The organism is Micromonospora sp. NPDC002389, assembly GCF_040296095.1.
In the GTDB taxonomy this organism is placed as follows: Bacteria; Actinomycetota; Actinomycetes; order Mycobacteriales; family Micromonosporaceae; genus Micromonospora.
The window spans coordinates 452809-472564 of sequence record NZ_JBEOWP010000003.1; the positions used below are offsets into that span (position 1 = coordinate 452809).

A 19756-nucleotide genomic window follows, 5' to 3' on the forward strand; every position below is an offset into this window, starting at 1 on the left:
CTCGGATGAACCACGAGCAGGCCGGCTGCTGCCGGTCGCGACGGGCCATGCTGGCCGGCACCGGTGCGGTGGGCGTGGCCGCGCTGACCGGATGCGCCACGTACGGCCAGCCGACCTCGGCGCCCCCGCCACCGCCGCCGCCTGCCGGGGACCCCAGCGCCGACCCGTCCGCGTCGGGCGCGCCGGACGCCGGTGGCGGCCCGCCGGCCCTGGCCACCCTGGCCGACATCCCGGTCGGTGGTGGACAGATCTACGCCGACGCCGGGGTGGTGATCACCCAGCCGACGCCGGGGACCATCAAGGCGTACTCGTCGACCTGCACCCACCAGGGCTGCACGGTCACCTCGGTGACGAACGGCACCATCGTCTGCGCCTGCCACAACAGCGTGTTCGACATCGCCGACGGTTCGGTGCGCAGCGGACCGGCGGGGTCCCCGCTGCCCGCCGCGAACGTCTCCGTCGACGGGGACGCCATCCGGCTGGCCTAGGCGGCGCGAACACCCAGGACGCGGCCCACTCCAGGCCCGGGCCGCGCGGGGCCGTCCGGAGTGGCGTCGCGACACCGGACGGCCCCTGCCTCACCCGGGGGCGGGTGGGGCAGGGGTCCCGGAGCCTGCGGCGGGCTCAGACCGCGAGCGCCTGCCGTACGGTCGACTCGGCCGTGGCCCCGCCCTCGCCGGCCGAGGTGACCCGTCCCGACTCCAGCACGTGGTAGCGGTCGGCCACCCGGAGCGCGAACCCGAGGTGCTGCTCGACCAGGAGCACGCTGAAACCGCGCTGCGCGATCAGCGCCACGATCCGCTCCTGGATCTCGGTCACCACCGACGGCTGGATGCCCTCGGTCGGCTCGTCGAGCATCAGCAGCCGGGGCCGGGTGATCAGGGCCCGCGCGATGGCCAACTGCTGGCGCTGACCGCCGGAGAGCAGTCCCGCCCGACGGCGCAGCAACGGTCGCAGCGCGGGGAACAGGTCCAGCACCTCGGCGGTGGCCGCCGCGCCGTCACGCCGACCGTCGGCGACCAGCCGCAGGTTCTCCGCCGCCGTCAGGTGCGGAAAGCACTGCTGGCCCTGCGGCACGTACGCGATGCCCCGCGCGACCCGCTCGTGCGGGGCCAGCCGGGTGATGTCCACCCCGTCCAGCTCGACCCGACCGCCGCTGGGCCGCAGCAGCCCGGCGGCGACGCGCAGCAGGGTGGACTTGCCGGCACCGTTGTGCCCGAGGACCGCCGCCACCCCGTCGTCGGGCACCTCGACGTCGACGCCGTGCAGCACCCGGCTGCGGCCGTAACCGGCGTGCACGCCGCGCAGACTGAGCATCATGCCTCCGTAGCCGTCGGGGCTGCCCCGGCGTCGACCGGGTGACCGAGGTAGACCTCCTGCACACGCGGGTCGGCCTGCACCTGCGCCACGGTGCCCTCGCTGAGCACCCGACCGGCGTGCAGCACGGTGACCGTCCGCGCGAAGCGGCGCAGGAAGTCCATGTCGTGCTCGATCACCACCACCGTGCGGTCCCGGCCGACCTTCTCCAACAGGCGACCGGTGGCGTCGCGTTCCTCGTGGCTCATCCCGGCCACCGGTTCGTCGAGCAGCAGCAGCCGGGCGTCCTGGACGAGCAGCATGCCGATCTCCAGCCACTGCTTCTGCCCGTGCGCCAGGGTGCCGGCGAGCTGTTCGGCCCGGTCGGTCAGGCCGATCACGTCGAGCGCCTCGGCCACCTCGTCGGGCACCCCGTGCCGGCGGCGCAGCAGCGTCGCCCAGCTCCGCCGCGCACCGGCCGCGATGTCAAGGTTCTGCACCACGGTCAGCTCCTCGAACACCGTCGAGGTCTGGAACGTGCGTCCCACGCCGAGGCGACTGATCCGGTGCACCGGCCGCCCGAGCAGTTCCCGGTCGCCGAAGCGGACCGAGCCGCCGGCCCGGACCAGCCCGGTGACGGCGTCGACCAGGGTGGTCTTGCCGGCGCCGTTGGGTCCGATGAGGAACCGGATGTCACCGGGTGCGACGTCCAGACTGACGCCGTCCACGGCGGTGAAGCCGTCGAAACTGACCCGCAGGTCGCGCACGGTGAGCCCGTGCAGTTGCCCGGTCACGAGGTCGCCTCCGCCTTCCGCCGCCGCAGCCGGCCGAACCGGCCGGGACGTTCGTCGCCGTCGTCACGGCGGCGGACCAGGCCGACCAGCGACGCCAGGCCGCCGGGCAGGAAGGCCACCACCACCACGAACAACAGGCCCTGCAGGTACGTCCAGGTGCCCGGGAACCGCTCCGACAGGGCGGTCCGGGCCCACGCCACCGCGACCGCGCCGAGGACCGGCCCGAGCAGGGTGGCCCGACCGCCGATGGCGACACCGATGACGAACTCGATGGACGGCACGATCCCGATCAGCGCCGGCGAGATGATGCCGACCGCAGGGACGAACAGCGCCCCGGCCAGCCCGGCCATCCCCGCCGCCACCACGTACGCGACCAGCTTGACGGTGGCCGGGTCGTAGCCGAGGAAACGGACCCGCTCCTCACCGTCGCGGACCGCGACGAGCAGTTCGCCGTAGCGGCTCTGCATCAGGTGCCGGGTCAGGGCCAGCAGCGCCAACAGGGTGCCGGCGATGATGAAGTAGACCATCCGCTGGTTGACCGGGTCGTCCAGGTCGTAGCCGAAGAAGCCCTGGATGTCGGTGAGGCCGTTGGTGCCGCCGGTGGTGCCCTGCTGACCGATCAGCAGAATCACCATGGCGGCGGCGAGGGCCTGGCTGAGGATGGCGAAGTAGGCACCCCGGACCCGGCGGCGGAACACCAGCGACCCGAGGACGAAGGCCACCGCCATCGGCAGCAGCACCGTGGCGGGCAGGGCGAACCACGGGCTGGCGAACGGTCGCCACCACAGCGGCAACTCGTCGAGTTGCCCGTACAGCATCATGAAGTCGGGCATGGTGCCCGGACCCGCGTCGGCGAGCTTGAGGTGCATCGCCATCGCGTAGCCGCCGAGACCGAAGAAGACGCCCTGGCCGAGGGCCAGCATGCCGCCGCGTCCCCAGGCCAGGCCGATGCCGACCGCGACCATCGCCACGCAGAGGTACTTGGCCAGCAGGGAGAGCCGGAAGTCGGAGAGCAGCAGCGGAGCGACGGCGAACAGCAGGGCGGCGCCGAACGCGAACCCGGCGGCGGCCCGGAACCGGTGCCGGGACGGACCGGCGGCGGGGGTGACCGGCGGCGGCGCGGGTACGTCGGCGCTGACGGGATCTCTGGCGACGGTGGTCATGCCAAACTCCTGGTACGCAGCGTGAACAGGCCCTGCGGTCGCCACTGGAGGAACGCGACGATGGCGACGAACACCATCACCTTGGCGACGCTGAGGGTGGTCAGGTATTCGCCGGAGGCTTGGAGCACGCCCAGCGCGAAGGCGACGATCACGGTGCCCTTGAGCTGGCCGATGCCGCCGACCACGACGACCAGGAAGGCGTCGATGATCAGGTTGGTGCCCATGGTGGGACCGATCGGCCCGAGCAGGGTCAGCGCGACCCCGGCGATGCCGGCCAGGCCGGACCCGATGAAGAAGGTCGTCCGGTCCACCCGGGCGGTGGCGATGCCGGAGACGGCCGCCAGGTCGCGGTTCTGCACCACGGCGCGGATCCGGCGACCCAGCGGGGTGAGGCGCAACGCGAGCGTCAGCGCGACCACCGCGCCACCGGCCAGGGCCAGGATGAACAGCCGGTTGTTGGCGACGGTGATCCCGCCGGGCAGCGCGATGTTGCCGGTGAGCAGTTCCGGGGCCCGGGTCTGCACGTTGGGGCTGCCGAAGACGTCCCGGGCGAGCTGTTGCAGGATCAGCGAGACGCCCCAGGTGACCAACAACGTGTCCAGCGGCCGGGCGTAGAGGCGCCGGATCAGCAGCATCTCCAGCAGGACGCCCATCGCGCCGGCCACCACGAAGGCGACCGGCAGCGCCACCAGCAGCGACCACCCGGCCGCGGTGATGACCTGTTGCAGGACGTAGGTGGTGTAGGCGCCGGCCATGATGAACTCGCCGTGCGCCATGTTGATCACGCCCATCTGGCCGAAGGTGAGCGCCAGGCCCAGCGCGATCAGCAGCAGCACCGCGCCGATGCTGACGCCGGTGAAGAGTTGACCGATGAGAACTGTCACGGTGGGTACTCCGAACTGCGGGTGGGGGCCCGGGCGGGACGGGTCCCGCCCGGGCCGTGGGACCGGGGCGTCGGTCAGCTCAGGCCGCCGGCCCAGGGGTAGCTCTTGAGGTACGGGTCCGGCGTGATCGGCTGGCCGGAGTTCCAGACCTCGGCGATCAGTCCGTCCGCGCCGACCTTGCCGACCCGGGCCGTCTTGGCGATGTGCTGGGTCGCGCCGTCCACGGTGACCAGACCCTCCGGCGCCTCGAAGGTGATGCCGTCGGAGGCCTCCCGGACCTTCTCCACGTCGAACGTGCCGGCCTTCTCCACCATCGCCTTCCACAGATAGACCGAGACGTACGCGGCCTCCATCGGGTCGCTGGTCGGCTTGTCCGCACCGAACTTGGCCTTGTACGCGGCCACGAACTTGTCGTTCGCCGCGCCCGGCGTGGTCTGGTAGTAGTTCCAGGCGGTGAGCTGGCCCTCCAGGTACTGGGTGCCGATGCTCTTGACCTCCTCCTCGGCGATGGAGACCGAAACCACCGGCATGGCGGCGGCGGTCAGACCGGCGGACTTGTACTCCTTGAAGAACGCCACGTTGCTGTCGCCGTTGAGGGTGTTGAAGACCGCGTCCGCCCCGGCGGACTTCACCTTGTTGGTGATGGTGCCGAACTCGGTGGACCCGAGCGGGGCGTAGTCCTCGCCCAGCACGGTCATTCCGTTGGCCTGGGCGTACGCCTTGATGATTTTGTTCGCGGTGCGCGGGAAGACGTAGTCGGACCCGACCAGATAGAGCGACTTGGCGCCCTGTGCCTTGAGATACTCCAGGCCGGGAACGATCTGCTGGTTCGTGGTCGCGCCGGTGTAGAAGATGTACGGCGACTGTTCCAGTCCCTCGTACTGCACGGGATAGAACAGCAACGCCTTGTTCTTCTCGAAGACCGGCTTGACGGCCTTGCGACTGGCCGAGGTCCAGCATCCGAAGACGGCGGCGACGCGGTCCTCACGGATCAGTTTCTCGGCCTTCTCGGCGAACGTCGGCCAGTCCGAGGCGCCGTCCTCGCCGACCGGCTGGATCTTCTTGCCGAGTACGCCACCGGCGCCGTTGATCTCCTCGATCGCCAGCGTGATCGCGTCGCGGACGGTCACCTCGCTGATGGCCATGGTGCCGGAGAGGGAGTTGAGCAGGCCCACCTTGACGGTGTCGCCGGAGACGTCGGCGCTGACGCCGGCAGAGGTGTTCCCATCGGTGGTCTTGCTGCCGCACGCGGCCAGTGCGGCTGCGGCGACCAGGGTCATGGCACCCGCCAGGATGCGGCGGCCCCGGATCAGTGTCATCAATGCTCCCTGCTTCGCGCCTGGGCGTGGAGTCAGTGCCCGGGAACGAGCGTCGGTCCCGGGTCGAGAAGTGCGGATTCTGCGTGTGCGGTGCGGTCCGTGAAGTCGTGTCGCGCTGCCCGGCACGGCGGGTGGACGCCGGTCCGGGCACCGATTCGGATATCGGGCAGGGAAAGCTTCGATCCGCTTCGTTGCGCGAATGTTTCCCGATCCTCAATAGACTGTTTCCGCTGGCTGATGCTGATCGCAGGCGCGGATGCAGAAAATGCCGGAGCCCCGCCGCGAGAATCGGCGGAATGGCACCGGCACATGAATATGGACCGCGACGGCGGGCAATTTTCGATCACCGTCGGGTGGGTGGTCGTATCCCGCCCGCGGGCCGGATACTTCACGCAGGAAGTATCTTATGTGGCCGGTGCGCGACCCTGTCAAGGCACGGTCGGGTCACGCCGCCGATCGACCCCCGCCGTTCGCTCGACCGCAGACGGGCAGCCGCCTCACAGCTCGGCGAGGACGGTGAAGTCCAGGCCGTCGGCCTCGGCCAGATAGATGCGCTGGCGTACGTGCCGACGCCGCAGCCGCAGTTCACCACGCGGCCCGTCGTACGACACCACGTCGGCGGACGCCTCCACCGCCCGCACGTCCAGCGTGCCGGCCTTGGCGATGAGGGCGGACAGCAGCATCACGCCCTCGTAACAGGACTCACCGAGGCTGCCCAGCGGCGGCGCCTCCAACCCGAAGCGACGGGCGAACTGGCCGTGGAAGTCGAGATTCTCCGGCGTGACCAGCCCGGCGAAGAAGCCGGCCGTGCTGAACAGGCCCCGCGTGTTCGTCGCGCCGCTGGCCAGCAGCATGTTCTCGTCCATCAGCGTGCTCAACCGCAGGCAGCGCTGGTCCAACCGGGACCGCGCGAAGGCCCGGTTGAACCGGACCGCGTCGGCCCCGACCAGCAGCATCAGCACCGCGTCGGCGTCGCTGCGCTCGATGCGCCGCAACACCTCGACGTAGTCGTGCGTCTCCAACGGCAGGAAGTGGTGCCCGACCACCCGGCCGCCGCTGCGCAGCGCGTACCGGTAGGCGGCCCGGGTGGTCCGGCGTGGCCAGACGTAGTCATTGCCGACCACGAACCAACGCCGGATTCCGAGGTCGGCGGCGAGCACCCGCATCGCCGGCCACAGTTGCGCGTCCGGCGTCTCGCTGGTCAGGAAGACCCCCTCGGTACGCTCCCCGCCCTCGTACAGGGCGGTGTAGACGTACGGCACCCGGTGCGCGATGCGCGGTGCGACCGCCTGTCGTACCGAGGAGATGTGCCAGCCGGTGACGCCCTGCACGGCGCCCGTCGACACCAGCGCCTCCACCTCGGCGGCCACCTCGGCCGGCGGCGCACCACCGTCGACCGGCACCAGCCGCAGCTCGCGACCGAGCACCCCGCCGCGCTGGTTGACCTCCTCCACCGCGAGCTGGGCGCACTGCTCACAGCTCGGGCCGAACATGCCGGCCGGGCCACGCATCGGGTACACCAGCGCGATACTGACCACGCCCCGGTCGACGGTGAGCCAGGACGCCCCGGCGGCGAGCCTCTCCCCCGCCTGCGGACGCCCGTACCCCGGTGCCGGCGCGGACATGAACACATCGTGGCCGCAGCCGAGGATGATGACCAGACCTCCCCAGCAGACGGGACGTCTCGGTACGATGACCCGGCAACCGCCAGGCGGGAGTGCCATGTCAGACCTTCCCGGCTCCGCAGCCGACCTGCTACCCCTGCTCACCCGCGCCGAGCGGCTGCTCGCCCGCCGGGTCGGCACGGTGCTCGCCGTCGAGTCGCTCACCATCGAGGCGTGGCGGGTGCTCTGCCTACTCGCCGACGGTCGGGGGCACCCGATGAGCGAGGTCGCCGTCGAGGCGTCCCTGCCACCGGGCACCCTGACCAAGCTGGTCGACCAGCTCGTGGACCGCAACCTGGTGTTCCGGCGGGTCGATCCGTTCGACCGGCGGCGCATCCGGGCGTACCTGACCGACCGGGGGCGACGCGAGCACGAACGGATCGCCGCGCAGATCCACACCGACCTGTCCGGGCTCAGCGCGTCGGGCGACGCGGACCTGGCCGGGCACCTCGACGACCTGATCGGACGGCTGGAGCCGGACCGCCGCCCGGCCCACACCCGGGTCTGACGCCGCCGTCCCGCCCCGCCCTGACGGCGCATCCGGCCAGCGGACGGTTCACGTCCGCTGGCCGGTGTCGCTGCCGGGTGGAGCTTCTCAGCCGCCGTTGACCGGGCGGAACCGGTTGACGGAGTGGCGGGCCCGTGCCGCGCCGTTGGTGACCGGCCCGACGGCGTCGAACATCGCCCGGCCCAGGGTCGCGTGGGCGCGTACCGCCGGGTGGGTGCCGCCGTAGTTGTCCAGGTCGCCGAGGGAGTCGGCGAAGAAGGCGTAGGTCAGCGTCGGCGCGCCGGTCGCGTCGAACATGATCCCGGCCTCGTGCCGGGCCGCGCCCAGCGTGTCGTAGTCCGCGCCGTACTTGGTGGCCACCCGGCTGCGTTCCGCCGACGACATGTCGCGACGGATCCCGTCGTGGTAGCCGTTCACCCAGCGCAGGATGCCCAGCAGGAAGTCGCACGACCGGGTCGACAGCAGGGTCTTGTTGGCCAGCCGCCAGAGCAGGTCGTGCGTCTCGCGCGGAGTGGTCACCCCGAGGAAGAAGCGGTTCGGGTTGGCCACCGGCTCGACCCGCGTGTGCGTGAAGCCCTTGGCCGCGAGGATCTCGTTGATCTCCAGTGCCGGCACCACCCGCCCGCACATCCGCACCGACGTGTTGTCGGAGACGAGCAGCATCGCGGTGAGGAAGTTCGCCACGGTGATCTCGTCGCCCCACACGGTGTGCAGGAAATAGATTCCGCTGCCGCCGAGGATGATGTCGCCGGTCAGGTCGAGACGCTGACCGAGCGCCAGCTCACCCCGGTCGATCTTGTCCATCACCGCCACCGCGACGGCCAGCTTCTGCACGCTGTACCCGTACGTCACCCGGTCGGCGTCGTCGTCCACCACGGTCCGCAGCGCCCCGGCGGTGTCCACCATCGCTACGTGCGAGTGCCACACGCCGCCCGCCCGCGCCTTCTGCTGCCGATAGGTACGCCCGATCAGCGCCTGCGCTCCACCAGGGCCGGACGCGGCGGTGCCAGCCGGGGCACTGGGCGCGGCAGCGGCACCGCTCGGTGTCGCCACCAGTGCCGCCGCAGCGGCCCCGATCCCGATCGCGGCCCGACGACTCATCTGCTCGGCCATTGCCACTCCTCTGGTCCGGCGTGCCACCGGCGGGATTGCCGGCACCGGACACACCCTGCCATACCCACCCATCTTCCGCTGGACCTCACTCCAGAGTGGAGCGGAACGGTCTTCGGGATGGCCTCACCCGACTCGGGCAATCCGGTCGTCGGCCGGGAACGCCGTCGCCGTTGGGGTCAGGTACGTCCGCAGGGTGTGCGCGTCCGGGGCGGTGGCGGTCCACAGCGTGGCCGGACCGCCGGCCAGCGGTAGCCGGGCGACCGTGCCCCGTACCGCCGGAGGCTCGGCCGGTGCGGCGGGGTCGACCAGGAGCAGTGAGCCGGTGGCGGGAGCACCGCCGAGCACCGCCGGTCCGGCCCAGCCGGGTGCGTCCGGCCCTACCGCCAGCGACTGTCGCAGCAGCGGCCGACCGCCGAGGTCGACCCGGGTGACGACCTCGGCGTTGCCGGGTGCCTCCCGGTGTCGGCCGCAGATCAGTTCGTCGCGCCAGTGCAGGGTGCCGCCCTCGGCGACGTCCACCTGGGCGTCGGCCAGGTGCGCGCAACCCGCCGCCGCGACCAGTTGCTCCGGCAGCCAGTGCAGCGTGGCGTCGGCGGCCACGGTCGCCCGGACCAGCATCCGGGAGACCGCGCCGGGACGGCCGGGCAGGGCGATCGAGGCCGCCACGGTACGGACGTCGACCACCGCACCGGGGCCCACCTCGACGTCCAGCCGCAGGTCGTCGCCGGCGAGCGGACCGGCCGCTCCGCCGACGACGTACACCGTGACGCCACCGCCCGACGCCGGCACCTGCCGCAGCAGCAGCGGGCTCTCCCCGCGCAGTTCGGCCAGCACCGTACGGCCGTGCCGGTCGGCGCGGGCCACCAGCCGGGCGGTGGCCCGCATCAGACCTGCCCGGCGGGCACCGCGGCGACCGGCCTGGCGCCCTCGGGTCCGACCGGAGAAGCGGTCGCGGCCCGGTGGTGGGCCAGTTCGTGCCGGATCCACTCGGCGACCCGGGTGGCCAGGGGATCCTCGGCGATGGACTGGAACACGGTGGGCAGGTCGCCCCGGCGGGCTCGCGCGTCACGGTCCATCACCGACAGGTCGGCACCGACCATCGGGGCCAGATCCGTCTTGTTGATCACCAGCAGGTCGGCGGCGGTCACGCCCGGGCCGCCCTTGCGCGGCACCTTGTCCCCACCGGCCACGTCGACCACGAAGATCTGCCGGTCGACCAGACCTCGGCTGAAGGTCGCGGTGAGGTTGTCCCCGCCGCTCTCCACCAGCACCAGGTCCAACGGACCCAGCGCCTCGGCCAGTTCGTCGACCGCGTCCAGGTTGGCACCGATGTCGTCGCGGATGGCGGTGTGCGGGCAGCAGCCGGTCTCCACGGCCCGGATCCGGTCCGGATCCAGCACCCCGGCCCGCTTGAGGAAGTCGGCGTCCTCGGTGGTGTAGATGTCGTTGGTCACCACCGCCAGCCGCAGCTCGTCGACGAAGGCCCGGCACAGCGCGGCGACCAGCGCCGTCTTGCCGGATCCGACCGGGCCGCCGATGCCGACCCGTAGCGCCCGCGACGCGGCGGGCAGCGGGGCGTGCGGGTCGACTCCGGGCTCCGGGTGGGTGTGGGGAACGGACTCGTCGTGATCGGTCTCAGGACGCAAAGAGACGCACCTCCCAGGTGGCGTGAACTTCGGCATGGATGTCGGCCAGCGGAGCGGCAGCGGCCGGCAGCCGCTCCGGTGGTTCCTCGGCGGCCCGCGCCGCCCGCGCCGCGGTGGCGTCGCAGGCGACCGCGAGCCGCACCAGCAGGGCCTGCACCCGGTAGGGGTCGAGGCCGAGCAGACGTACGGCGGCGCTGGCCGACCCGGTCACCGTCGCGTGGGCGGCGACCGTGGCGACCTGCGCCGGGTCCAGACCGGCGGCGGCACCGACCAGCCCCAGCACCAGCGGCTGGTGCGGGCCGGACGGCACGGCGGGCAGGTCGTCGAAGGTGTCGCCGGGCCAGATCTCGCGTCCGGCCCGTAGCAGTGCCCGGCCCTGCCGTCGGGACACCGCCCGCTGGGCCGGCGACGCGGTGCGGGCGTCCAGTTCGGCGTCGAGCCGCGCCAGCAGGTCCCGACGTCCGGCCGATCGGGCCGCCCGCCGGGACGCCGCCGCGAACGCCGCCGCGACCAGCCCGGCGGTGGCCAGCCGTCCGCGCAGGTACTCCCCCAGCGTGGCCAGGTCGGTCACCCGCCCGGCCGCGACGGCCGCCTCCAGGCCCGACGAGTGGGCGTGTGCCCCGGCCGGGAACCGCCCGTCGGCAAGCAGCAACAGCAGGGTCGGCGCGGTCATCAGAACAGGAAGTAACGCTGGGCCATCGGCAACTCGGTCACCGGGTCGGGGTCGACCACCTCGCCGTCGATGCGGACGGTGAAGGTGTCCGGGTCCACCTCGATGCGCGGCAGCGCACCGTTTTCCGGCAGGTCGGCCTTGCCGCGCGACCGCACGTCGGCGACCGGCACCACCCGGCGACGCACGTCCAGGCGCAGCCCGGCGTCGAGCGCGGCGGGTGCCACGAACGCCAGGCTGGTGGCGGCGGCCGCGACGCCGTACGCGCCGAACATGGGTCGGAGCAGCATCGGCTGCGGCGTCGGGATGGAGGCGTTCGCGTCCCCCATCTGCGCGTACGCGATGAAGCCGCCCTTGATGACCAGGTGCGGCCGGACGCCGAAGAACGCCGGCTCCCACAGCACCAGATCGGCGAGCTTGCCCGGCTCGACCGAGCCGATCTCGTGGTCGAGCCCGTTGGCCATGGCCGCGCAGATGGTGTACTTCGCCACGTACCGTCGGGCCCGGTGGTTGTCGGCGGCGCCGTCACCGGCGAGCGCCCCCACCCGCGCCTTCATCACGTGCGCGCTCTGCCAGGTCCGCAGCACGACCTCGCCGACCCGGCCCATCGCCTGCGAGTCCGAGCCGATGATGGAGATCGCGCCCAGGTCGTGCAGCAGGTCCTCGGCGGCCATCGTGGACGGTCGGATCCGACTCTCCGCGAACGCCAGGTCCTCCGGCACCGCCGGGTTCAGGTGGTGGCAGACCATCAGCATGTCGAGGTGCTCGGCCAGCGTGTTGCGGGTGTACGGGCGGGTCGGGTTGGTCGACGAGGGCAGCACGTTCGGTTCCCCGGCGACGGTGATGATGTCCGGCGCGTGCCCGCCCCCGGCCCCCTCGGTGTGGTAGGAGTGGATCGCCCGGCCGCCGATCGCCCGCAGGGTGTCCGCGACGAACCCGGCCTCGTTGAGGGTGTCGGTGTGGATGGACACCTGCACGCCCGAGGCGTCCGCGACCCGCAGGCACGCGTCGATCGCCGCCGGGGTGGTGCCCCAGTCCTCGTGCAGCTTGAAACCGCCGGCACCGGCCCGCAACTGCTCCCAGAGCGCCTCGGCGGAGACCGTGTTGCCCTTGCCGAGCAGCAGCACGTTGACCGGGAACGCGTCCAGGGCCTCGTGCATCCGGGCCAGGTGCCAGGCATTCGGCGTGACGGTGGTGGCCCTGGTCCCCTCGGCCGGTCCGGTGCCGCCACCGACCAGGGTGGTGACCCCGCCGGCCAGCGCCTCGGTGACGATCTGCGGGCAGATGAAGTGCACGTGGGTGTCGACCGCCCCAGCGGTGAGGATCCGGCCGTTGCCGGCGATCACCTCGGTCGCTGGACCGATCACCAGATCCGGGTGCACACCGTCCATGGTGTCCGGGTTGCCCGCCCGGCCCAGCGCGACGATCCGCCCGTCGCGTATCCCCACGTCGGCCTTGACCACGCCCCAGTGGTCGAGGACCACCGCGCCCGTGACGACCGTGTCCAGGGCGCCCTCGGCCCGGGTGGCCCGGGACTGGCCCATCGACTCGCGGATCACCTTGCCGCCGCCGAAGACCGCCTCGTCGCCGCCGGCACAGTGGTCGTGCTCGACCTCGATCAGCAGGTTCGTGTCGGCCAACCGGATCCGGTCGCCGGTGCTCGGCCCGTAGAGCGCGACGTAGCGCTCCCGCTCCACCAGGCTCATGCCGCCGCTCCGCTGCGCTGCGCGCCGCCGCCACATGTCCCGAACCGATGATTCGCTCGCTGACGCTCACTCATGCTTCTCGTCCTCCGTCCAGCGGGCCGGCGCACTCGCCGCGCAGGCCGGGCACGATCCGCGCGCCGCGCAGTGGCACCAGGTCCACGGTGCGGCTCACGCCCGGTTCGAAACGCACGGACGTCCCGGCCGGTACGGCGAGACGCTGTCCCCAGGCGGCGGCCCGGTCGAAGTCCAGGGCCGGGTTGGCCTCGGCGAAGTGGTAGTGCGACCCGACCTGCACCGGTCGGTCGCCGGTGTTCACCACGAGCAGCGTGGTCACCGGACGCCCGGCGTTGATCTCCACCGGCCGGGGCGCCGGCAGGATCTCCCCGGGGATCACGGGATCGGGTGGTGCACCGTCACCAGCTTGGTGCCGTCCGGGAACGTCGCCTCCACCTGCACCTCCCTCAGCAACTCGGGGATGCCGTCCTGCACGTCGTCCCGGGTCAGGACGGTGCGGCCGGAGGCCATCAGGTCGACCACGGTCGCCCCGTCGCGGGCGCCTTCGAGCAGGAAGGCGGTGAGCACCGCGACGGCTTCCGGGTAGTTGAGGCGCAGGCCGCGCTCGCGGCGACGCCGGGCGACGTCCGCCGCCACGTGGACGAGCAGGCGGTCCTGCTCGTGGGGGGTGAGATACACGGGGTGCTCCCGGTGGGTGTCCGCGCCCCCGGACACCGTCGGCCCGGCGCCTCGACGCGCCGACCGCCGGTCGGGGTTCGCCCGCCGGTCCCGACCGCCACGTGCGCGGGGCCCGGGGTTTCCACCTCCCCGGTCCGCGTGACGGACCACCGGCGGTGTCGGGTCGGATGCGGACCGCACCGCCCACCGCTGAGCAGACCGTAAGGGATCACGCGGGCGGCGGGCAACACCCCGCGTGAGGGTCGTCATAACGGGTGGACGCTGCCCCGTCACCGGCTGCTAGCCTCGGCGACAGGTCAAGAGCGCCAGCGTCAAGCCCCGGCTCGCTGGCCGGCAACCCTCGTCCGCGCAGGGGTGCCCCGGGTGAGGACCAGGCATCGGAGCGACCTCCGGTGCAAGCGTGGCCTGGTGTCCCAGGTCATCACGACCTCGAGGAGAACCATGGCGTACCCCGATCGACCTGTGGCCTGCCTGGGCCTGACCCGGCGCCGGCACGTCGACATGATGCGGGTGTGCAGCGCCGCGTGTAGCTGACCGCGTCGCTACCCGGCCGCCGACCCACCCGGTCGGACGAGCACCTCGTTCCCTTTCCCACCCTTCGCGGTCCGTCCCACGGCGGACCGTCGGCGTGGCACGTGCGTGCCCGCCGTCGCTCGATCAGGAGACACCTGTGCGCTTCCTTCCTGCCCTCACCCGGGCCGCCGCCGTCGGCGTCACCGCCGTGCTCGCCGCCACCGCCCTCACCGCCTGCGGCGCGGACGGTGACACCGCCGACAACCCGTACAACCTGCTCCAGCCGGGGGTGCTGCGGGCCGGCACGCTCACCGACGCGCCGCCGAACGTCTATCTCAAGGACGGCGAGTTCACCGGGTTCGACAACGACCTGCTGGTCGCCGCCGCCGACAAGCTCGGGCTGCGGGTGGAGTTCGTCGGCACCGACTTCTCCGGGCTGCTGGCCCAGGTCAACAACCGCAAGTTCGACGTCGGCAGCTCCTCGATCACGATCACCGAGGCGCGGAAGAAGACGGTCGACTTCGGCAACGGCTACGACTTCGGGTACTTCGGGCTCGACGTGCCCGCCGGCTCGACGCTGGCCAGCTTCGACGAGTTGTCCGGCAAGCGGGTGGTGGTCGTGCAGGGCACCGTCCAGGACGACTACGCCACCGGGCGTGGCCTCGACCCGGTGCGGGTGCCGGACTACAACGGCGCGATCAACCAGCTCAAGGCCGGCACCGCGGACGCCTGGATCGCCCCGGCCGAGATCGGTGAGAAGACCGCCGCCGACAGCGGCGGCAGGATCAAGGTCGCGGCGAAGGAACTCAGCCCGGCACCCACCGCGTACGCCGTGGCCAAGGGCAACGACCCGCTGCGCGAGGCGCTGAACCGGGCCCTGGACGAGGTCATCGCCGACGGCACCTGGACCCGACTCCAGGAGCAGTACTACCCGGGTCGGCCCATCCCGGCCGACTTCACCCCGGGCAGCGGCGACGTGTCGGCGCCGGCCGCCTCCTGAGGTAGGACGACGAGCGAGTAGGGCGGAGGTTGACCGTGGATCCGTTGCGCACCCTGTGGGAGACGTTCTTCGACTGGGAGTCGATGCGCGAGGCGCTGCCCGAGATGATCACCGTCGGGTTGCCGAACACGCTGATCCTGGCGGTCACCGCCGCCCTGCTCGGCTCGGCCATGGGCATCGTGCTGGCCGTCGCGGGCATCTCGCGTACCCGCTGGTTGCGGTGGCCGGCCCGGGTCTACACCGACGTGTTCCGTGGCCTGCCGGCGGCGGCGACGATCCTGCTGATCGGGGTCGGTCTGGCGCCGTTGGGCATGCAGGTGTGGGGACCGAACCCGTACCCGCTGGGGATCCTGGCGCTGTCGCTGATCGCGGCGGCGTACATCGGGGAGATCTTCCGCTCCGGCATCCAGTCGGTGGAGGCGACCCAGGTGGAGGCCGCTCGCGCGCTGGGTTTCTCCTGGTGGGAGGCGATGCGGGTGGTGGTGATCCCGCAGGGTGTCCGGCGGGTCCTGCCAGCCTGGGTGAACCAGCTCATCGCGCTGATCAAGGACTCCAGCCTGGTCTACTTCCTCGGTCTGCTGGCCAGCCAGCGGGAGCTGTTCCGGATCGGGCAGGACTACGCGGCCAACACCGGCAACCAGTCGGCGTTGCTGCTGGCCGGGCTCTTCTATCTGACGCTGACCGTGCCGCTGACGCACGTCGTCAACTGGATCGACCGACGGCTGCGGCACGGCCGCCCGGCCGGACCGGCCGGTGACGACCCCGACGACCTCGACCTGGCGCTGCCCGGCGCCGCCGGAGGCAACCAACGATGAGCACCTCGGTCAGCCTGAGCCTGCGCGACGTACACCTGGCCTTCGGCCGTCACCAGGTGCTGCGCGGGGTGGACCTGGACGTCGCACGCGGCGCGACCGCCTGCGTGATCGGCCCGTCCGGATCCGGCAAGTCGACGCTGCTGCGTACCGTCAACCGGCTGCTCGAACCGGACCGGGGCGACGTGTTGCTGGACGGCCGCAGCGTGCTGCGCGACGACCCGGACGCCCTGCGGCAACGGGTCGGCATGGTGTTCCAGCAGTTCAACCTGTTTCCGCACATGAGCGTGCTGCGCAACATCACCGTCGCGTTGCGGCGCATCCGCAAGCTCGGCGAGGACGAGGCGGTGGCGGTGGCGCGTACCCACCTGGACCGGGTGGGGCTGGCGGCGAAGGCCGACGCCCGGCCGGCGCACCTGTCCGGCGGGCAGCAGCAGCGGGTGGCCATCGCCCGGGCGCTGGCCATGCAGCCGCAGGTGATGCTCTTCGACGAGGCCACCTCGGCGCTGGACCCGGAGCTGGTCAAGGGCGTGCTGACGCTGATGGCGGACCTCTCGTCGCAGGGCATGACCATGGTGGTGGTGACCCACGAGATGGGTTTCGCCCGCGAGGTCGCCGACACCGTCGCGTTCATGGACGCCGGGGTGGTGCTGGAGGCCGGCGAGCCGGCCTCGATCTTCGAGTCGGCCGAGCATCCGCGTCTGCGCCGGTTCCTGTCCCAGGTTCTCTGACGCGAACGCAAGCACTCCAACATCACCCTCCGGCACGGGAGGATGCGCACCGCGTAGCGTCGACCGCCTTCGGAACGCCACAACAGGCTCCTCAGCCTCGATATCTAACGGCCGGTATAGGCTGTCGCTCGAATCTGCAACATCCAACTCAACCGGGAGGTCAGCGTTGAGCGACCGGGTCATCGACAACCCGATCATCAACTCGCCATACGGCCGCCCCACCCGCCACTTCGCCTTCGACCGGGACGGCATCACCGACCGGGTCGAGGAGCAGCGGCGGCCGTCGAGCTTCTTCATCCCGGTGCCGCGACCTCGCAAGCGGGGACAGCAGCTTGAGTTGCAGGTCTTCACCGAAGACGACATCAAGCCCAACAAGCAGGTCAATGATGTCCGGGAACGGGTCGACGCGTGGCGGACGGCGGGCTGGCCCAACGTCACCCCGGTGACCCGCCGCCTGCTGGAGTACTGGAGCGATCCGGAGCGGGACAACAAAATCCTGTTCTGCCAGCGTGAGGCGGTCGAGACGGCGATCTTCCTTGCCGAGGGAGCGACCAAGTGGCAGGGAAGTTGGATCAACAACGATCTGGACGCGCACAACGCTGAGCACAACAACGGTCTGCCACGAGCCGCCCTCAAGATGGCGACCGGCACCGGCAAGACGGTGGTGATGGCCATGTTGATCGCGTGGCAGACGATCAACAAGGTCCATGCGCCGTACGACAGGACCTTCGCGAAACGGTTCCTCGTGGTGACCCCCGGCCTCACCATCCGCGACCGGCTGCGGGTCCTGCTGCCCGAGGATCCGGGCAACTACTACCGCGAGCGTGATCTGGTGCCGGCCGAGTTCGCCGACGACCTCGGCCAGGCAAAGCTGGTCATCACCAATTTCCACGCCTTCCAGCTCCGCGAAACCCGCTTCGGCCGCAACGCGACCGGAAACACCAAGGCACTGGTGGCGCCCGGTCGACCCGACCCGTTCCGGGAGACCCCAGCCCAGATGGTCACCCGGGTGCTGCGCGAACTCGGCGGATCGTCGGAGATCGTTGTCTTCAACGACGAGGCACACCACTGCTACCGGGGACGTGCCGGTGAGCCAGAGCCGGACGCCGACACCGTCGAGGATCTGCGCGGCGACGAGCGCAAAGAGGCTGCCGACCGGGCCGAGGAGGCCCGCATATGGTTCAGCGGCCTGGAAGCGGTCCGCGCCAAGGTCGGCATCAAGAGGGTGTACGACCTCTCTGCGACCCCCTTCTTCCTAGCCGGATCCGGCTACCGGGAGGGCACGCTCTTTCCCTGGGTGGTCAGCGACTTCTCGCTGATCGACGCCATCGAGGCCGGCATCGTCAAGATCCCCCGGGTACCGGTCGACGACGACCGGGTCGCCAACCGCGTGACCTACCTGAATCTCTGGCAGGAGATCCGCGACGCCCTGCCCAAGGGCGGACGCCGATCCCACCAGGACTTCACCGCAGCGGATCTACCTGGCGCGTTGACCGCCGCCCTGCACAGTCTCTATGGCTCCTACGTGTCAGCGTTCGAGGCGTGGGAGAAGTCGGAGGCTGCCGCCCACGGGCAACCGCCACCCGTCTTCATCGTCGTCTGCAGCAACACGACAATCTCGAAGGCCGTCTATGAGTGGATCGGCGGCTACGACCGTGAGCAGGCCGGACATCTGCTGCCGACCGCCGGACAGCTACCCCTGTTCAGCAACGTGGCGGACGGGCAGTGGCTGCACCGGCAACAAACGATCCTGGTCGACGCTGCGGAGTTCGAGTCCGGCAGCCTGTCACCGGAGTTCCGCCGTACCGCAGCACGAGAGATCGCGGAGTTCAAACAGGAGTACGCCGAGCGTTTCCCCGGCCGGAGCGCCGACGACATCGGCGACGCGGAACTGATGCGGGAGGTGATGAACACCGTCGGCAAACCGGGGAAGCTCGGTGAGCCGGTGCGGTGTGTCGTCAGCGTCTCCATGCTGACGGAGGGCTGGGACGCCAACACGGTCACCCACATCCTGGGAGTGCGGGCCTTCGGCACGCAACTGCTCTGCGAGCAGGTGGTCGGCCGGGGCCTGCGGCGACGCTCATACGTCGCCGATGAGAACGGCATGTTCACTCCCGAGTATGCGGATGTCTACGGCGTTCCGTTCCAGTTCATCCCCACGGTGGCGGTGAGCCGGGAACTGCCGATGAAGCCGGTCCGCAATGTGCGGGCCGAGCCGGACCGCGACGCGGCGAAGCTTGAGATCACCTTCCCGCGGGTGGTCGGATACCACCTGGAGATACCCGACGCGCCACTGGTCGGCGATTTCAGAGATCCCGACCTCAAGATGGTCTTGTCTCGACAGGACCTACCGACGAAGACCATGGTGGCGGGACAGGTCGGCGAGGAGGATGTGCACGATCTCGAACGGTTGAAGCGCCTCCGTGGACAGTTCGTCGCCTACCGACTGGCCAGTGAAGTACTGAGGCGCAAGTTGCGCACCGGAGACGGCGACCTGCGGCCGTGGTATTTCCCGCAGGTGCTGGAGATCGCTCAACAGTGGCTCCGTCGATGCGTCGACGTCCGGGACGACCAGGCAGTCGGTCTGATCCTGCTTCGGGAGGCCGAGGCGGTAGAGAAGGTCTGGCAGTCGATCACCTGGCAGGGCGGCCGGCGGGAACGGTGGGTGCTGCCGGTGCTGCGGACGGCGGACCCGGTCGGCACCACTTCGAGCGTCGACTTCCGAACGACCAGGGAGGTCTGGCCGACGGACCCGCGACGGTGCCAGGTCAACCTCGTGACCCTCGACGGTAAGGACGGAAACGCCTGGGAGCGGGCCGTCGCCCAGGCTATCGAGTCGCTGCCGGAGGACCAGGTCGCCGCGTACGTCCGCAACGACCACCTCGACTTCTTCATCCCGTACGAGCACGCCGGGCGGAGCCGGAAGTTCTACCCGGACTTCCTGGTGAGGCTGGCCAGTACCGGCGATGAGATCACCCGGACCCTGATCGTGGAGGTGTCGGGCGGTCGCAAGTCGCAGTCCGAGGCCGCGCAGAAGGCATGGGCCGCCCGCAATCTCTGGGTGCAGGCGGTCAACAACAGCGGCCGGTTCGGGCGCTGGAGCTTCTGCGAAATTCGTGACCCGACCACCGCCAAACGCGACCTTCGACCTGCCATCGATGCGCTGTTCGCCCTGCAAGGCGCGTCGGCGCTCACCGACGCCGCACCCGCCGACGAGGAGTTGGTCTGATGCCCCCGAGGAGTC

The 19756-nt window shown here is 71.1% G+C and carries 19 protein-coding genes and 1 riboswitch; of the genes, 6 read left to right on the plus strand and 13 right to left on the minus strand.

Annotated features, from left to right (window positions below; all coding sequences use genetic code 11):
- Window positions 1-5 precede the first annotated feature (5 nt).
- Window positions 6-488, plus strand: a complete 483-nt coding sequence (locus ABT008_RS08190) for a Rieske (2Fe-2S) protein (RefSeq protein ID WP_350694701.1) — start codon at window positions 6-8, stop codon at window positions 486-488.
- 136 nt (window positions 489-624) lie between these two features.
- Here ABT008_RS08190 and urtE read toward each other — a convergent pair whose 3' ends face one another.
- From urtE to ABT008_RS08220, 6 genes are all read right to left on the minus strand, one after another.
- Window positions 625-1317 carry an urea ABC transporter ATP-binding subunit UrtE gene (urtE, locus tag ABT008_RS08195; RefSeq protein ID WP_350694703.1) on the minus strand — a complete coding sequence of 231 codons (693 nt, stop codon included), beginning with the start codon at window positions 1315-1317 and terminating at the stop codon, window positions 625-627.
- Window positions 1317-2090, minus strand: a complete 774-nt coding sequence (gene urtD / locus ABT008_RS08200; RefSeq protein ID WP_350694705.1) for an urea ABC transporter ATP-binding protein UrtD — start codon at window positions 2088-2090, stop codon at window positions 1317-1319. Before urtD ends, urtE begins: the two co-directional genes overlap by 1 nt.
- Window positions 2087-3253 carry an urea ABC transporter permease subunit UrtC gene (gene urtC / locus ABT008_RS08205; protein WP_350694707.1) on the minus strand — a complete coding sequence of 389 codons (1167 nt, stop codon included), beginning with the start codon at window positions 3251-3253 and terminating at the stop codon, window positions 2087-2089. The genes urtD and urtC overlap by 4 nt, the downstream gene beginning before the upstream one ends.
- Complete coding sequence (urtB, locus tag ABT008_RS08210; protein ID WP_350694709.1) at window positions 3250-4137, minus strand: urea ABC transporter permease subunit UrtB; 888 nt, start codon at window positions 4135-4137, stop codon at window positions 3250-3252. Before urtB ends, urtC begins: the two co-directional genes overlap by 4 nt.
- Before the next feature lie 74 nt (window positions 4138-4211).
- A complete protein-coding gene (gene urtA, locus ABT008_RS08215; RefSeq protein WP_350694711.1) occupies window positions 4212-5456 on the minus strand; it encodes an urea ABC transporter substrate-binding protein in 1245 nt (414 codons plus the stop codon).
- Window positions 5457-5953: 497 nt separating this feature from the next.
- The gene (locus tag ABT008_RS08220; RefSeq protein WP_350694712.1) at window positions 5954-7081 is read right to left on the minus strand and encodes a substrate-binding domain-containing protein; all 1128 of its coding nucleotides are present in this window, start codon (window positions 7079-7081) and stop codon (window positions 5954-5956) included.
- A 97-nt stretch (window positions 7082-7178) separates the two neighbouring features.
- Here ABT008_RS08220 and ABT008_RS08225 point away from each other — a divergent pair, with 97 nt between their 5' ends.
- Window positions 7179-7628: a MarR family winged helix-turn-helix transcriptional regulator gene (locus tag ABT008_RS08225; protein WP_350694714.1), complete on the plus strand. Its 450-nt coding sequence runs from the start codon at window positions 7179-7181 to the stop codon at window positions 7626-7628.
- 87 nt (window positions 7629-7715) lie between these two features.
- On the opposite strand, the gene ABT008_RS08230 is transcribed toward ABT008_RS08225, so the two are convergent.
- From ABT008_RS08230 to ABT008_RS08260, 7 genes are all read right to left on the minus strand, one after another.
- Window positions 7716-8741: a serine hydrolase gene (locus ABT008_RS08230; RefSeq protein ID WP_350694716.1), complete on the minus strand. Its 1026-nt coding sequence runs from the start codon at window positions 8739-8741 to the stop codon at window positions 7716-7718.
- 123 nt (window positions 8742-8864) lie between these two features.
- Window positions 8865-9626: an urease accessory protein UreD gene (locus ABT008_RS08235; protein WP_350694718.1), complete on the minus strand. Its 762-nt coding sequence runs from the start codon at window positions 9624-9626 to the stop codon at window positions 8865-8867.
- Window positions 9626-10387, minus strand: a complete 762-nt coding sequence (ureG, locus tag ABT008_RS08240; protein ID WP_350694720.1) for an urease accessory protein UreG — start codon at window positions 10385-10387, stop codon at window positions 9626-9628. The genes ABT008_RS08235 and ureG overlap by 1 nt, the downstream gene beginning before the upstream one ends.
- The gene (locus ABT008_RS08245) at window positions 10377-11060 is read right to left on the minus strand and encodes an urease accessory protein UreF (protein WP_350694722.1); all 684 of its coding nucleotides are present in this window, start codon (window positions 11058-11060) and stop codon (window positions 10377-10379) included. Before ABT008_RS08245 ends, ureG begins: the two co-directional genes overlap by 11 nt.
- On the minus strand, window positions 11060-12763 hold the full coding sequence (locus tag ABT008_RS08250; RefSeq protein WP_350694724.1) for an urease subunit alpha: 1704 nt from the start codon (window positions 12761-12763) through the stop codon (window positions 11060-11062). Before ABT008_RS08250 ends, ABT008_RS08245 begins: the two co-directional genes overlap by 1 nt.
- 70 nt (window positions 12764-12833) lie before the next feature.
- Window positions 12834-13157: an urease subunit beta gene (locus tag ABT008_RS08255; RefSeq protein ID WP_350694726.1), complete on the minus strand. Its 324-nt coding sequence runs from the start codon at window positions 13155-13157 to the stop codon at window positions 12834-12836.
- The gene (locus ABT008_RS08260; protein ID WP_350694727.1) at window positions 13154-13456 is read right to left on the minus strand and encodes an urease subunit gamma; all 303 of its coding nucleotides are present in this window, start codon (window positions 13454-13456) and stop codon (window positions 13154-13156) included. The genes ABT008_RS08255 and ABT008_RS08260 overlap by 4 nt, the downstream gene beginning before the upstream one ends.
- A gap of 294 nt (window positions 13457-13750) precedes the next feature.
- A riboswitch (SAM riboswitch) is annotated at window positions 13751-13863 on the plus strand.
- 263 nt (window positions 13864-14126) lie between these two features.
- Here ABT008_RS08260 and ABT008_RS08265 point away from each other — a divergent pair.
- The 4 genes from ABT008_RS08265 to ABT008_RS08280 all read left to right on the plus strand — a co-directional run bounded on the left by ABT008_RS08265 (window position 14127) and on the right by ABT008_RS08280 (window position 19741).
- Window positions 14127-14969 carry an ABC transporter substrate-binding protein gene (locus ABT008_RS08265; protein WP_350694729.1) on the plus strand — a complete coding sequence of 281 codons (843 nt, stop codon included), beginning with the start codon at window positions 14127-14129 and terminating at the stop codon, window positions 14967-14969.
- Between the two features lie 35 nt (window positions 14970-15004).
- Window positions 15005-15784, plus strand: a complete 780-nt coding sequence (locus tag ABT008_RS08270) for an amino acid ABC transporter permease (RefSeq protein ID WP_350694730.1) — start codon at window positions 15005-15007, stop codon at window positions 15782-15784.
- Entirely contained in the window at window positions 15781-16512 is a 732-nt protein-coding gene (locus ABT008_RS08275) for an amino acid ABC transporter ATP-binding protein (RefSeq protein WP_350694732.1), read from the plus strand. Before ABT008_RS08270 ends, ABT008_RS08275 begins: the two co-directional genes overlap by 4 nt.
- A 166-nt stretch (window positions 16513-16678) precedes the next feature.
- Window positions 16679-19741 (plus strand): BPTD_3080 family restriction endonuclease, encoded by a 3063-nt coding sequence (locus tag ABT008_RS08280; protein WP_350694733.1) that lies wholly within the window; start codon window positions 16679-16681, stop codon window positions 19739-19741.
- The last annotated feature ends 15 nt before the right edge of the window (window positions 19742-19756 follow it).